The organism is Microbulbifer maximicatervae (SeqCode) (genome assembly GCF_052468155.1).
On record NZ_CP174335.1, the window covers coordinates 281,637 to 296,462 of the forward strand.

Here is a 14,826-nt window from a genome sequence, read left to right on the forward strand (position 1 = left end):
TGAAGCCAGCTTTAAGTCAACCAGATCTATGCCTGAATTTTTAGCTATTGAGGTAGTGGGTGAAGTGTAAAAGCGCTGGACTGGAAAATAGGAATAAATCAGGAAATAGAGATGGGTATTAATAGCTCCAGCAGCTATTAATATCCGCGAGTGCTCACTAAAACGAAGCACTCGCTAATGGGTTTACTTTATAGCTCTGGAGGTAATCTTTAATTTTGCGCTTTGGAAGCAAGCTTGCTGGCAAGAATAGACACCACCTGTATTGTTAATGCGGTTAACAAGAACACTGATGCCAGGCGATAAACGGCATTGAGACCATCCGCTATCTGCGAAGGGCTCATGTCTTGCAGGGGCTGGCTGGGTACAAGCCCTACAAAAATCACACTCATCACTGAAGCTCCGGTCAACAAACCCAATCCTCGTGAAAGGCTGAGAAACCCGGAAATACGCCCACGAACTTCGGCCCGGGCGCTATTCATGGTCATGGTATTAACTGTCGACAGGTAGGTTCCGTAACCCATTGCCATAGTGACGGAAAAAACCAGATAGCCTACCAAGCCCTGCTCTACCCTGAGCAGCCCCATTCCCATGGCTCCACAAAGCAAAATTAACAGACCCAGTAATACGATACCCCGACTATTGAATCGATCCACTGCTCGACCGGCAAGATTTGAACAAGCAGCCACCATAAATGAACCGGTTGTCATCACCAGCCCTGCGATAAAAAGGTCCAGATCCAGTGCCAGGGTCAAATAAAAAGGCCCTACAATCAGGCTGCTCATTACCGATGAAGCCACCAAAAAGTTTCCAGCCACATTCGCCAGGAATGTCTGCTTTCCAGAAGACTCCGTAAATCCTTCACGCAGGGGGTGCACTTTCTGCCTGACATAAAACAACCCCACACCAAATATCACCGATAGAGCGATAGCAATGCCATTAACTGCGGAATATCCCTCTCCCAGTGGTTTAATTGCCAGGGTATAAAAAACAATGCTAAAGAACAGGAATGCCGCAGCCATGTAACGTTTGAATCGACTTCTGCCATCAACAACTTCGCCGACTATGTTTTCCGGCAGAGTTCGATATGCCAGGAAAAACACCCCCAATCCCACCGGCACCACCAGCCAAAAGATGGCCTGCCAATTCAGATTTTCGACAATCAAGCCGCCCACGATAGGGCCCATACCAGTCCCAACCGCAGACAGACTGCCCAGTAATCCAATTATCTTTCCCGTTTCACTTTTATCGAAAACGTCGCTGGCAATAGCCATAGACACAGCCACGAACATCGCGGCACCGACCCCTTGTATTGCGCGGAAAAAAACCAGGGTCCAAACATTAAAAGACAGCGCGCAAAGTAATGTCGATAAGGTGAATATCAATCCGCCACTTAGGAACAATTTCCTGCGACCCAGCTTGTCGCTGAGACTGCCGGCAATAGGCAGGGTCGCAGTCATACACATCATGTAGGCCACGGTAATCCACTGAGTATTACTGAAGGAAGCTCCTAAGCTTTCGATTAATACAGGCAGCGCCATATTAATTGCGCTGACTCCCAAGGCTGCGAGCAAGGTCGCCAAGCACAAGGTGACCAGGACTCCTCTTTTGGAAACCTGAGCAGCCTCTTGGGAAATTGGATCTTCGGAATAACTTTTCGCGGTGTGCATAAGCTGAACTTTGACTTGCCAGTAATGACGCGTGAAACTAGCATACAACTTCAAGTGAGCTTGAGGTCAATAAGCGATGAATAACAGGGAAGAACTGGATATACGCGAAGTCTCCAAACTGTCGGGACTCCCCTCTTCCACACTTCGGTATTATGAGGAAAAAGGCCTGATAAAGTCATGTGGTCGTCGGGGAATTACACGGATTTTTAAAGCCACAGTGATAGAACAGTTGTCCCTTATCTCCCTTGGCCGCTACGCCGGTTTTTCCCTGGATGAAATTGGCGAGATGTTTTCCTCTAATGGCAACCCCGCTATCGACAGGGAGCAGCTCCTCGCCAGGGCCGACGATCTGGAAAAGAATATCCGCCGACTCGAAGCTATGCGCGATGGGCTACGCCATGTGGCCAACTGTCCCGAGGTCAATCAGCTGGAGTGCCCCAACTTCCAAAACCTGATTAGGAAAGCTACCAAGTTACAGCATAAGGAAGACAGGAAACAGAAGCGACGCTGACAGAATAGCAGCGAATAAAGTCAGGAGACACTAAACTCTGTCATCATTCCCGAGTCCTCATGTTCCAAAACATGGCAGTGCACCATATAGGGCATATCCGGCATCGCCGGCAGCGGGAAACGAACAAATATTTCCGCTTTGCCGCCATCGGATATGGGCATCGTATCTTTCCAGCCGCGCATATAGAGTGGCGGTTCTGCATTATTGTATTTCGTGACTCGAAACTGGCAGCCGTGGATATGTACCGGGTGTAGCATTCGGTCCTGTCCCTCTGAGATCTCCCAGCGCAGGTCCTTATTCCTCGCAACCTTAAATCCAGGCTCGGTAAATGCAAAGGAAACCCCATTAATCGCATTCGCAGTTAGCTGCTCTTTTAACGGCAATGCCGGCCCCTCAGTAATTAGCTTCAATACCTTGGCCACCACATCGGGGTTGGTCGTACCGGCGGCAACCATCTGCGGTAGCCCCGTTGCAGCAATCACTGCTTGCGCCTGCTTCTGTCGGTTCATTTGCATCACCAGCTTCTGACTGATTGGTGGCAGGTTTTGGGGGATCTGCGGCAGGGATACCAGGCTCTCCGGCAACTGTCCTTTTCCCTCAGATGTTCCAGGCACCACACTGAGAAAACTGTGAGCCTGATCAAATGGCGGCAGGCGCATTATTGGCTGGGGCACTGGCAGTGTTTGGAAGTCGAAAGGCTTGCCATCGCGGGTGTCGATCATTACTTCGTAGCGCTCTCCCGCAGCAATAGGCAGTACATCCACTTTCACTGGTTCCGAGAGAAAACCGCCATCGCTGGCGATCACGTAGAGTGGTCGCTTGTCACTGGTGGCAAGCCGATAGTTGCGCCCGTTGGAGCCATCCAAAATACGAAAGCGCACCCAGCCTTTAGGTGGCCTGACCACCGGATTAATAACGCCATTAACCAGAAGTCGATCCCCACAATAGCCCGCCGCAACCGTCACTTCGTTAAAGCGATGGAAGAACTGACCATCATCGGTAAAGCGGCGATCCTGAATCACTAACGGAATGTCATCCACACCCCACCGCGAAGGTATCGGCAGTGCATCGCTTTCTTCATCATCGATGATAATCAATCCCGCCAGGCCTTTGAGTACCAACTCGGCGGTTGTCGGGTAGAGGTGGGGATGAAACCACAGGGTAGCGGCGGGCTGGATTATGTTCCAATCTACGGTCCAGGTTTCTCCAGGTTTCAATGGCATATAGGGGCCACCATCGGCATTGCCGGGTACGATTAGTCCATGCCAATGCGCAGTTACATTTTGCGGCAGATGATTGACCACGCTGACGGTTACTTTCTCGCCCTTGCGCACCCGTATCGCCGGACCTAAAAACGGACCATTGAACCCATAAGTACGTGTAGTCACCCCCGGTAGGAAAGACTGCTTGCCCGGGCGCGCTGCCAATTTAATCCGGCCTTGCCCATCTGCACGCAGTTCCGGGGGAATCGGCAGAGCCTGACGGCGGCCCTTCTGTGCCTGGGCAGCTTTGGAAGTCGACACCCCTGTTAGCAAGGCCGCCCCCAATGCGCCAGTGGCAAAACAAAATTCCCGTCGCGACAATTGAGCCATGGGCTCACCTCCCTATGCGCCATAGCTCCAAGTGTCTAGGGCACTGGTCATTTTTATCCCCAGAAATCTTAGACGGCTTATTCCCATGGCCCAGTAGTATATTGCGACAACTGTGCACTCAACACAGAGTGGTACCCTGGTGCACAACTCCGTAATCCACAGCCCTTGTGTTCTAAGCGAACTCGGTTAACCTTGCCCACGAAAAGTTAGTAGTGAAAATAAGAAGAGTAATCCCTATGCCGTTTCTTATTCTATCCATGCTTATTCAGGCAGCTTTTGTAATTCACGTGCTCAAAACCGGGCGCAACACCACTTGGATTTGGGTTCTGGTGATGCTGCCCATGGCCGGAGTTATTGCTTACCTGGTCCTGGAAATTCTGCCGGAAGTAAACCAGTCACGCAGTGCCAAAAATGCGCGCAGGACGGTGCGGGAAACTCTAAATCCCAATCGGGATATCCATCAGGCTGCGCAAGAATTGTCCCGTTCCAATAATGTGGAAAACTCTATGCGCATGGCCGATGAATGCGTGAAACGCGGCCTTTATCACGAGGCAAAAACTCTCTATGAAAAGTGCCTCCAGGGGGTTCATCAGGATGACCCTGAGCTGATGTTTGGGTTGGCACGCTGTCAGTTTGCTCTCAATCTGTTTGAACTGGCCAAGGAGACACTGGATCAATTAATCGAAAAGAACCCCGATTTTAAAAATCAGGATGCTCACTTACTTTACGCTCGTACACTAGCGGCATTGAAGCAAGTAAAAGAGGCCTACCACGAGTATGAAACGCTGTACCAATACTACAGCGGACCAGAAGCGACTTTTTACTTTGCCTTATTCTTGAAAGATCAATCCCAGGTGGAAAAGGCCAATGTCTTGTTCAATGAAATCCTTGATAAATCCAAAACACTGGGCAAGCACTACAAAGCGACTCATAAGCAGCTGTTAAAGCAGGCAAAACTGGAAGTATCCTGAACCAATCGCAACATTCGGCTCAATGGAAAAAAAAGGCTCCCAATATGATTTTGGCGGTAGATGTAGATTACCGGGACCCCGGAGCAATGGTAGCCGGGGTCGGCTTTGACGATTGGTCAGCTCCTGAGCCCGAGCAACTCTATCTCAGTAAAATAGAGAGTACCTTGGCCTATGAGCCCGGTGCTTTCTACAAGCGAGAACTCCCCTGTATCCTCACCCTAATCGAGGAGCACAAGATAGAAGCAGAACTGATTGTTATCGATGGTTATGTATTTCTCGGAGGGGAACAAAAACCGGGGCTGGGTGCCCATCTCTACTCTGCTCTCCAGCAGGAAGTTCCCATCATCGGTGTCGCCAAGAAACCGTTTAAGGACACACCTGTTAAGGCGGAACTGCTGCGGGGAAAGAGTGTAAAACCACTGTATATCAGCAGCCTCGGTCTCCCTTTGCCGGAAGCCAAAAAATTGGTGAAAAAGATGCATGGAGACCACCGTATCCCCACTTTATTGAAACGCGTGGACCGCGAGTGTCGAAAGTCCCCACGATAATTCCCGAGAGAATGAAAGGCAGTTATCGCCGCCATTTCCCAGTCACATCCCTGGGACTTTCTTCCTACATTTTCAATACTTATTTCTCATATCCTACCCCTTCGATGCCAGCAATAATTTTTCTATTCGGCGGGAAATAGATACTGAAAGTAAAAGCTACCTGGCATCCGTTTATCCCATAGGGATAATTTGGCGCTTAGAGAGACGGCTAGAAGTAGCTAAGATCCCATACTGATGTATTCGGCTCGTAGTTTTTGATGTCCACTTGTGAAGTCCGAGTGGGCGATATTCATTAGCAGCCCCGAATGGGCTCCTTGGAAGTTTTGTAGTAAAGGAGTTACTCATGAAGTTATGCGCCAGTATTGCGACGCTCGCACTGGTTGCCTTTAGCGGCAATGCGCTGGGCACCAACTCTACTGACTTGGAACAAGTCGGTTCAGGTAACTCAGCAAATTCCGATCAAACTGAAGCGGGTTTCGGCAATACTATTATCAAACGCCAAATAGGTGATACTAATACCGCCACCGCCACTCAAAGTGGCGGTGTTATTAACAGTAGTATTCAGAGTACCCAGATCGGTAGCCAAAACGAGACCACGATATCTCAATCCGGTGGTGCTTCTCTAAGCGCAACCAATACACAAATCGGATCGCAAAATACTTCCGAGATCACCCAAGAACTCTCTCTCGACAGCCAGGTCTCTATTCTGCAACTTGGTACCTCCAATGCTTCCACTATCGAACAGCGCTTTGGCAGCGGTAATACCATTACCAATATCCAGGATGGAGACAGTCACTTTTTTATTGGTCGCCAGGAAGCCAGTGCTAACGGCAGCATTTTTGTATTCCAGGACGGCGAAAGGCAAAGTGCCGTGGTAGAGGAAACCGCAGGCAATATAGGCAGTTCCGTTTTAATCTTTCAGTTTGATCGGGACGACTTCGCCACCGCCAGCCTGGTTGCCACAATCGATGGCACCTTGGACATACTGCAGGATGGCAGCGATATCTATGGCGGGCTCGCACAATTTGCCAGTGTCAGCAGCAGTATGACCTTACGGCAAACAAACAATCGCCACTTCGCCTTTGCGACCCAAGTAGACAGTCTGTTCAATGACCTTCTGATTATCCAAAGGCTCGGCGATGCCAATATCACCTCGATTACCCAAACCGGTGCCTTTAATACCCTTGAGTTGCGCCAAAATGGTGGGGGCAACAACGCGGCTTTAGAACAATCCGCACTGAGTAGCAGTATCGATATACGCCAGACCGGTACCACCAACCAGATTACGGGTTCCCAGCTGGGTGCCGAATTCAACTCCATGAACAGCGAACAGTTCCTGATTGATAATGTGGTAGTTATTAATCAAGGCGGCTTACTGATCAGCGCGACCAATGAACAAACCGGTTTGCAGAATGTTGCCAATATCGAGCAGGCTGGAACAGAGGTAGATATATTCACCCGTCAATTGGGTTTCGATAACCGGGCAACGTTCGAACAGGCTGGTGAGTCTCTTTCAATAAGCTCCCGCCAGTTTGGCGATAGTAATAACATCACCATCACCCAGAGTGGCGATTTCAACTCAGCTTTTAGCCTGCAAATTGGTAACAACCACACAAAAGAAATTACCCAGACAGGTTCCAATGGCCGCGCTTTTAACTTCCAGATCGGCGGTGAGAGTAATACCGGCGTAATCCTCCAATAATTTCAGCCAAAATTCAGAAGCCCCCGGTAATACACTGCGGGGCTTTCGATTGCGAAATCTACAGGAAAAAGAAGAAGGGAAAAGTCGTTGTGCAGCCCCGCGAGAGCGGGGAACAACTAGGATGCACTCCGACAACTTCTCCATCGTCGGTTTATCCCCGAGCATTCAGGGAACACCTTGCGCAAAGCACTAAGGCTATGCCTTATCCGGTTTACCCCTGTACAAACAGGGAACAGTCGCGCAAAAGGAGCGCGATCATAGCACACCCCCATTGCATCCCCGAGCTTTCGGGCAACATTTTCAGAACTAATGTCCGTGCGCTATCGGCTACGGTCCAGCCCCGCCCAGCGGGGGAACAAACTCAGGTGTCGGCACAACCCAACCCCACACTCGGTTTACCCCCGCAACTGCGGGGAATAGCCCGAATAATTACCGTGCAGCTTTGACGATTTTCCACGGTTTAACCCCGCCTGGGCGGGGAACAGCCTCAGTTAAGATCGCCTTATTGCGCAATTACCGGTGCAACTCCGCTTATGCGGAGAACCTATTCGGAAAGGAGTGTATAACAGGATACCCTCCGGTTTAGCCCCGTATATACGGGGAACAATATCAAGCTGGTTTGACCATCATATCACCGGTCGATTTATCTCCGCTGATGCGGGGAACTCACTAAATCTGCCTATTTGCTATCCGCTAAAGTCTTAGTATCGTTGCAGATACTTTTGAATCCCAGCCCTCGCTCTCAAACACTTCCAGCTGTATAAAAACTCTATTTATCCCAATCAGATTCGGCGGATTAACATCAATCCACAACCAAATGCTTTGGCCGGCCCCATACCCGCAAAAATATTTTTTATAAATAATTCGGGTTCAGTAACCAAAAGCTCTCCCCGGTAATCCACAGAACTGAAACCAGCACCGCGCTGCTTTTTATGTAACAAATTCCAACGATACCCATTGCAGTGAAGCTTTGGTGGGTAAATATCAAATCCGAGGCGCGTTCCCCGGTGAATTAACCAGCTGCGGGCGGCAGTCTGGCTGACATCCTGTAACCGGGTTTCAATCTGCCCCTGGTCAAACTGCTCCGGCTTTTCCTGCACCAAGCTCTGCTTCAGCTGCCCTTTGCCACCTTCAACAGGTAAACCATGCAATTCGCACTGCTCCCGCAACCAATGGTATTGAGCATCCATCAGCACATCGTGCCGCTTGCCGCGCTTTTGCCCTTCAGTTTTACGCGCCACTGTAGGGTTCGCCCGCAGGCGGAAGGCCAGCCGATCGCCGGGGTTTAAGCGGGGCTCGAAGATTTTAGTCTCTACCAAAAATATCGGATTGTCCTGCGCAGGCCGGACTTTAGACAGCAGGTAATACACCGGTAGATTGCGTTTGCTAAGCAGCTGTTCCCGCGAGGATTCCTCACGAAATAAAAAACGCTCATCACCATCAAAAAGATCCCACAAGATTTGATGAATACCGTAGCTGTTTTCGCTGAGCAACCGTGCCAGCTGCTTCTGCACCGCCAGCGAGGGAGATAGTTGAACTCTGGATAAATACATAGCCGCTCCCTTATGACTGCCAGAGATTTTCAATACGCGGCTGGAACTGCCAGCGCTTGCGAGATAGGGGCTGATCGAGACGGCTAAGCCGCTGTACAGATCCTGCTGAAAACACTCCATCTTCCGCAGAGAAATCATCCAAGCTACCCTCCCAGTAGTAACGACAACTCTCTTCAGTGGGCAACCAGCGCTCCTGCCGGGCCCATTCCGGTTGGTAATCCAGCAACTCCGGGGATTCATAATGGTCCAGGGCGCTACGGAAGTTGTCCGCACCGATCACCCGTGCGGCAGTGGGGGCTGAAAGTGGAAATGCTTTTCGCCCCAGATAGAGGTGATACTTTGGCCGGGCCAGGGCTTCACACAGCTCCGCCAGAGACCAGTTAGCCTCTTCACAGGATCTCAGGGCCACTATCGCCTGCGCATCCACCAGATACTCCCTGCGGGATAACAGGGTTCCCAGACGCGCTTTCCCTACAACCAGCTCATCCCGGCGCGTATGGTAGCGGCGCTTGCCAGCGGAATCTGGGACCTGCACCGTGTGGAAATCCTTTAGCAAAGTACCTACATTCAGCACCTTTACCGCCTGGCGATATTGCTGGGCCAGGTTCTGGTGTAAGTCCTCTCGCTCCCGGGGTATCCCCAGTGCCGCACCAAATAGTCCCGCGATAGCGGATTTACCCGGGTAGTGTGCGCTGTGGCGGGATTCCCCCACAGCCACTTCCCCCCAGGAAGCCATGGCACCGTACAGACGAAATACTAGGTATTCCATAGCGCCACCTATTCGCTGACAAAGGCCAAAAGTTCCTCAATATTACCTTCGCCAGTTACGGCATTGAGAACATAGCGGCTATCAGCACAATCCCCGTACACTTTATCGAAACTCTGCAATTGCTTTTGAAGTGCATCAATAGCGTCATGGGCGTAATCCTCGCTATAGCGATCAACCGGCTTCAGGTAGGCCGCAGAGAGAGAGCGCGGTTGCTGGTCACCGGCTTCGGCCACGACATAAGAGGCATAGGCACGGCTGGCATAGCTGTTTTGTTTACCGCTGGGAGAAACTTTAAGGATTGTCTCAGTTAGCGCAGCTACGGCTCGATCGGCCAGGGGTTTATCCCCGCCAAGGTTTTCAATTAGCAGCTCTTTGTTAATGCAGATATAGGAATAAAATAATCCCGCAGCAAAACCCGCCTCACCCAAGTGAGCAGCACCGGCATCCTCGCTGCGATCATTCAGGTCGTCTACCGCAGTAAAATAATCATCTTCAATCACTACAGAGTGAGCCGAGAGTGCATGGGCCACCTGGCACGCCGCCTCAACGTTATAGGTGGGCTTGGAAGCGAGCATACGGCCAAACAAAGCAATATCCACCGCCATGTTTTCCTTGCGCAATAAATCCAACTCCGTCTTATCCGGCTCCCGCCCCTCTTCTGCCAAGGTTTTCAGTAGTGCATTGATCCCGTTTTGCTCAGCACTACTGAGGTGAACTAACTGCTCGATTTCCAAATCGGCCAGAGGGTTATCTTTTTCCGGCTTTTTTAACTTACCGAATTGCTCGGCAACTTTCTGTGCCCACAATTTGGCCTTTTTCTCAGAGACACCCAGATCCAATAAAGTCTCATATGCCAGTACCCCCTGACGCTTGGTTCTGGTGCCAATGAGGCTATCCCCCTGCTCCGTTGCCAATACCTGCTGGAACAACTCCGACGTTCGCCAGTGACGCTTAAGGCTCTGGGAAGAGATTCGCAGGCGATCACAACCTCCCATCTTCGCTGTTTTTGGCCGCCCCAAGTCATCCCGATTCAGGTTCGCAGGGGGATAGGCGGTCAATACATGCAATTGAATAAAGCGGCTCATAAATCTCTCCTTGTTGCGACCGTCAGGCCATCACATTACTTCGATTCATTTCTCAGGTATCTGATCAACAGTCACTGTCAATCGGTCTGGCTTTGCTCTGTGCTTAGTGTTGTTATGGGAATAGCATTTAAAATATTTTTAGGCCCCTAAGACCCCTTTAATTTGTAATTCTCTAAATACTTCTCAGTCTGGTAATACGGCGTAGTAATCAGTTGCCCAACGCACAGCTAGGCGTTCCTGTGGATGTCTTGCGGGAATCGTGCGCATTTCTCTTTGCCAGTGCAGCAAATCATTGGCAAGAGAAGCTATATTGGCTCTGCCATCCAGCAGGGCCAGGGCCCGTACTATGCGGCGGTAAAACTCAGCCGTATCGCGACTTTTTTGCAACTGAAAAAAACGTAGCTCACTTAAAGGGGGGCGCCCGCCTCTCTCCCGGGGCATAGCCAGGGACCGGGCAAAACTGATATCCATAGCCTCGCTGCTGTCAACATCAATTGTTTTGCTGGTGTTATCAGTTTTTACGTGTGCAATTACGGTGGCTACCAGAGCCGCATCTTCGATACGAATTTGCTCATCTTTCTGCCAGCGCTCAGGCATATCCTTTAAAAAACGGATAAAGGCGGGAGTAGGCATTACATCCATAGGCTCCACCGCACGGCGCAAACGCGCTCGATCGGCCCTGCCAGCTTTGTCATTGAGCCAGCGGTGCCACTCGCGCAGTCGGCTCACATCTGTATCGCTAAGATATTGATATCCGGCCATCACAATTCCTCCTGTTGTTGCTCAACTTTGGCTGTATTATCCAGAGCCTTTAAACTTGCCAGACTGGCGAGCTTATTTCTTAAAAAACGTCGCGCCCGGGTCACTCGCTGCAATTTCAGGTCTTCCGCAGAGCCCTCCATTGACCAATGATCAAACTGCGCCAAGGCCGTTTTTTTCAGTGTGTGTACCCAGGCAATAGCCACCGGTGCAGGTGTTAATTGGGATTTCTTGGATTCGAGGGATAATTGCTTGAGCAAGCGATAAAACTGGCTTTCCGTCGCCTGCCAAAACGCCTGATCGACAAATGAAAAATCCCCTTTAGCCTCATTAGGGTTATTAAACCAGGCAGCCTTGACCCTAAAGCGCAGTTCTTTCAAAGTATCTTTTGCAGCCGTTAAAAGCTGCCCTGCCAGCTGAATAAATAGCGACCGGTACTCGGGGGAAATAGGCAGTACTGGCATTTCCTGTTCATACCAGCAACGTGCTTTCATATTGTCCATGTCATAGCCAAATCCCCACAGGCGTACATCGACATTCGAATCCAGTTCTTCGAGAATTTCCGCATATTCCTCATGGAACAAGCGCACCGCCCCGCTCGCTTCATCGCCATTTGAATGGTCATTCCACATAAGACCCAACCAATGCCGATAACCGAGACCACTCTGTTGACCTTTCAAACTCAAGGGTGGGGCTTTTTTCTTGGGATCACGTCGATAGGGCGTCAGGGGATGAATCCAGGGACCCTCGTAATTAATGCCATAATTCTTAGTGGTATATTCCCGGATTAATTGATTCGTCTGCTCTCCACAAAGGTCGCAGTAATCCTTGCCTTCTCTCGGGATTTGGAAACGTATCCTGCGCGGCATACCCCAGTACATTTGCAGAGGATGGGTATCATTGGGAGACGTAGAGGAACCTTGTTTGTCAGAGAGGCGGGAGGGAGCGAGCCAGGGGAAGGTACAACTATCAGAGCTTTCAGACCTCGCCCCAAACTCCTTTTGTGGCAAGATATTGAGCCACAATTTCTGCCAAAGGTTGGCATCTTCTGCCTCTGGAATTATCAATGTGGTCAAAGGGCCACCACCACGCAAACTCGTTCTATGCCCCACTCCTCCGGAGGGGGCGTTAATTTGCAAGGTAAACAAGGCACTAGCGGCACAGCTGGGACATACACCCTGCACCCTACCGCCCTTAATAAATAGATCCTGATTATCTCTACAGGTTTTACTGCCCGGCGCCTCAATCAGTAGGGCAGCAATCGACTTTGATTCCCCCACACTCAATTCCAAGTCCTGCATAAATGCAGGCCCGGACTCTTGAAACAATTCAAAATTGGGAGCGTAGTTTTGCAGCCGTGATTTCAGTGTTTCCTCAGTAGGCGCCTTTTTCCAGTAGACTCCCCAATCATCGACACTTTCAGGTGCAAAAGCTGTTTGCAACAGGCCAATTAAAAACTGGAACAGCGCCCCGCGAAAATCCGGTCGTACCGTGCAAATATCCACGACAGGATTATCCACCTCGGCAATTTGCCAAGGAGCAATTCTTTCCTGCATACCGCATCGCCGGATAATTGGCAGCCAGGAATCTTCAACCAAATTCACCACGATCCTCCCTGATCCAGTCTCCGCCCTCTTACTCCGTTATAGCCATGCTTTTTTCAAGAGCTAAAGGGAACAGTTACACTCAGAGCAGTGCGAGCGCCTCTGCCTCATTTTTGAGTGCTCAATCTCTCAGCGTCACTGCCGGGACACTAATTCCGTTACCTTATGCCACTCTGACTGGGGAAAAATGATCTGGCTCAAGTCTGGGCATCTTTCTCACTTTCCGCACCGGAAATCAGGGTCGCGCCTACTACCTCACACAAAGAAAAGTGCTCAGTTATCGCATAGACCACACACAAGATAAGGGTATTAATCCCATTCGCCTCTCTATATGGGAATATTCCTGTACAGACAATTCCCCCACCCTTTAGCCTGCATCAGCTATTGACCTCAATTGTTAATCAACAGATACAAAAAAGCCCCTTGATGGGGCTCAAAACTAGCGACAGATTCTATTGTGAAGGAAATTTAACGAATCGGTATCCAGCTCAATATAAGTTCATCACTTTTAACCGGCCGGTAGCTATCGGCACTGAATCGCCACTACTAAGCCGTTCAACCCTTACCGACTTCAGATAAAAGAAAAGACTTTATTAACTGCTTCTGACTCTGCTACAGAGCTGACATCATTTCTATTAGGTGTGCGGTGATCCACTACTTTTGATTGTATGGATATACTAGATTGGAGTTCGACTGTGAAAGTGCCGGCAATTATTACCGACACTTTCATACTATTAACTAGAAAATTTCGTAGGTGAAAACTTTTAAATTTACATCTTCAATAGCCTCTAAATCACCCTGAATATCAACTATCAAGGTATCGCACATATCCGCGGCAATTGAACCATTATCTATCGTTAAGACTACTTCATTGCGAAAATCTGAAATGGGCACATTCGTATAAATATTTTTATCGTCCCTATCAACCCCTATTGCAGTTTGAGTACCATCTTTGGCAACACAACTTGCCGTGATCGAAACGTCATACACATAGTCAAAAATTTTAGGATGATTTTTAGTGTAGCAACGCTCTCCCCTATGGGAATAACGACAAACGACATCTGGCCTCAACCGTCCCAAACCAGATACAATCGCAGTAATATCGAAACTGATTTCTTGCGCACTATCACCCAAGATATCAATCTCAGCAATTCGCCGAGTATCCGAAGTATAAGAGTACTCAGTAACATTATGCTTAACGCCGCTAATAAAAGTCATTTCTGCAAAAGACTGACTCGCTAACAACAAGGCAAACACCGGCAACATAGACTTCAAAAACTTCATTTTTCATCCTTAAAAAAATAATCGAGCAGGCAGTATAAATACCCAAATATTAACTAGCAAGAAGATCCAAACAAAAAATTAAAACTATAAATACTTCAGCAATTACAGCAAAAAAACCTATATATTCAGCCTGCATTCACACTCAGTATGCCTTACAAAAATCTCAAAAAAATATAAATCAAAACTCAAATTAACCCATTATTTAAATCTCCACTTATCTTTTCTCGTCACAAAATTGCAGATCACAACATCCCCATCAAACAACAGGAAACCACATAAAGACAAACTTAGCTTTTATTTGAATATTGCCCCGCGATTAAAAAGCAATAATTAACAAAGCAAAGGAAACATCTATCACATCGCAGACATCGACAACATGTTTAAGTGCCTTATGATATTAAAAAGCTAAAACAAACAAAGTAATAAAATATCAATTCAGCTAGCCTAAAGCTTATTCTCGATCGAATTACAGATTAAGTACTCTTTTATTTTACTTAAAGTACACCATCTCGATTACAAGGTAGCTCCTGGGTTATCTCAAACTGGTTAAGTTGATTTCACTCATTCCAACCACTTTTCTTTATTGCTGAATCTAGCATCAATACTCTTCAATCAATTTTCTGCCACCACTTGATCTACTGATGGAGAAGAAGTAGCAGATATTGACTCCAACTATCCACTCTTTTCCTTATGATCAGCTGATACCCTTCAGAGTCGAAATCTGGTGACCTACCATCCTAAAGAGAAAGCAATATCAGGAACCAGCTCCGTTTTTGAGAAC

At 48.8% G+C, this 14,826-nt stretch carries 12 protein-coding genes; 4 read left to right on the plus strand and 8 right to left on the minus strand.

The features are described from left to right. Positions 1-209 precede the first annotated feature (209 nt). A complete protein-coding gene (locus tag ACJJIY_RS01160) occupies positions 210-1,667 on the minus strand; it encodes an MFS transporter (protein ID WP_445358931.1) in 1,458 nt (485 codons plus the stop codon). Between the two features lie 76 nt (positions 1,668-1,743). On the opposite strand from ACJJIY_RS01160, the gene ACJJIY_RS01165 reads away from it, so the two are divergent. Continuing rightward, the gene (locus ACJJIY_RS01165) at positions 1,744-2,178 is read left to right on the plus strand and encodes a helix-turn-helix domain-containing protein (protein ID WP_282931385.1); all 435 of its coding nucleotides are present in this window, start codon (positions 1,744-1,746) and stop codon (positions 2,176-2,178) included. Positions 2,179-2,198: 20 nt separating this feature from the next. Here the strand turns inward: ACJJIY_RS01165 and cueO are convergent, their stop codons facing one another. Next, on the minus strand, positions 2,199-3,770 hold the full coding sequence (gene cueO / locus ACJJIY_RS01170) for a multicopper oxidase CueO (protein WP_445358932.1): 1,572 nt from the start codon (positions 3,768-3,770) through the stop codon (positions 2,199-2,201). Between the two features lie 236 nt (positions 3,771-4,006). Here cueO and ACJJIY_RS01175 point away from each other — a divergent pair, with 236 nt between their 5' ends. The 3 genes from ACJJIY_RS01175 (at position 4,007) to ACJJIY_RS01185 (ending at position 6,991) form a co-directional block, all read left to right on the plus strand. Beyond that, positions 4,007-4,741, plus strand: coding sequence for a tetratricopeptide repeat protein (locus ACJJIY_RS01175; protein ID WP_445358933.1), 735 nt, complete (start codon positions 4,007-4,009; stop codon positions 4,739-4,741). A gap of 44 nt (positions 4,742-4,785) precedes the next feature. Continuing rightward, a complete protein-coding gene (locus tag ACJJIY_RS01180; RefSeq protein WP_445358934.1) occupies positions 4,786-5,289 on the plus strand; it encodes an endonuclease V in 504 nt (167 codons plus the stop codon). A 343-nt stretch (positions 5,290-5,632) separates the two neighbouring features. After that, a complete protein-coding gene (locus tag ACJJIY_RS01185; protein ID WP_445358935.1) occupies positions 5,633-6,991 on the plus strand; it encodes a hypothetical protein in 1,359 nt (452 codons plus the stop codon). A gap of 782 nt (positions 6,992-7,773) precedes the next feature. Here ACJJIY_RS01185 and cas6e read toward each other — a convergent pair. The 6 genes from cas6e to ACJJIY_RS01215 all read right to left on the minus strand — a co-directional run bounded on the left by cas6e (position 7,774) and on the right by ACJJIY_RS01215 (position 14,045). Beyond that, complete coding sequence (gene cas6e / locus ACJJIY_RS01190) at positions 7,774-8,544, minus strand: type I-E CRISPR-associated protein Cas6/Cse3/CasE (RefSeq protein ID WP_413663212.1); 771 nt, start codon at positions 8,542-8,544, stop codon at positions 7,774-7,776. Between the two features lie 10 nt (positions 8,545-8,554). After that, positions 8,555-9,313 (minus strand): type I-E CRISPR-associated protein Cas5/CasD, encoded by a 759-nt coding sequence (gene cas5e, locus ACJJIY_RS01195; protein WP_444896173.1) that lies wholly within the window; start codon positions 9,311-9,313, stop codon positions 8,555-8,557. An 8-nt stretch (positions 9,314-9,321) separates the two neighbouring features. After that, the gene (gene cas7e / locus ACJJIY_RS01200) at positions 9,322-10,398 is read right to left on the minus strand and encodes a type I-E CRISPR-associated protein Cas7/Cse4/CasC (RefSeq protein ID WP_444896172.1); all 1,077 of its coding nucleotides are present in this window, start codon (positions 10,396-10,398) and stop codon (positions 9,322-9,324) included. A gap of 183 nt (positions 10,399-10,581) precedes the next feature. Further along, positions 10,582-11,160, minus strand: a complete 579-nt coding sequence (gene casB, locus ACJJIY_RS01205; protein WP_444896171.1) for a type I-E CRISPR-associated protein Cse2/CasB — start codon at positions 11,158-11,160, stop codon at positions 10,582-10,584. Next, a complete protein-coding gene (gene casA / locus ACJJIY_RS01210) occupies positions 11,160-12,761 on the minus strand; it encodes a type I-E CRISPR-associated protein Cse1/CasA (RefSeq protein WP_445358936.1) in 1,602 nt (533 codons plus the stop codon). Before casA ends, casB begins: the two co-directional genes overlap by 1 nt. Positions 12,762-13,499: 738 nt before the next feature. Continuing rightward, the gene (locus tag ACJJIY_RS01215) at positions 13,500-14,045 is read right to left on the minus strand and encodes a hypothetical protein (RefSeq protein ID WP_445358937.1); all 546 of its coding nucleotides are present in this window, start codon (positions 14,043-14,045) and stop codon (positions 13,500-13,502) included. Positions 14,046-14,826: the final 781 nt, after the last annotated feature.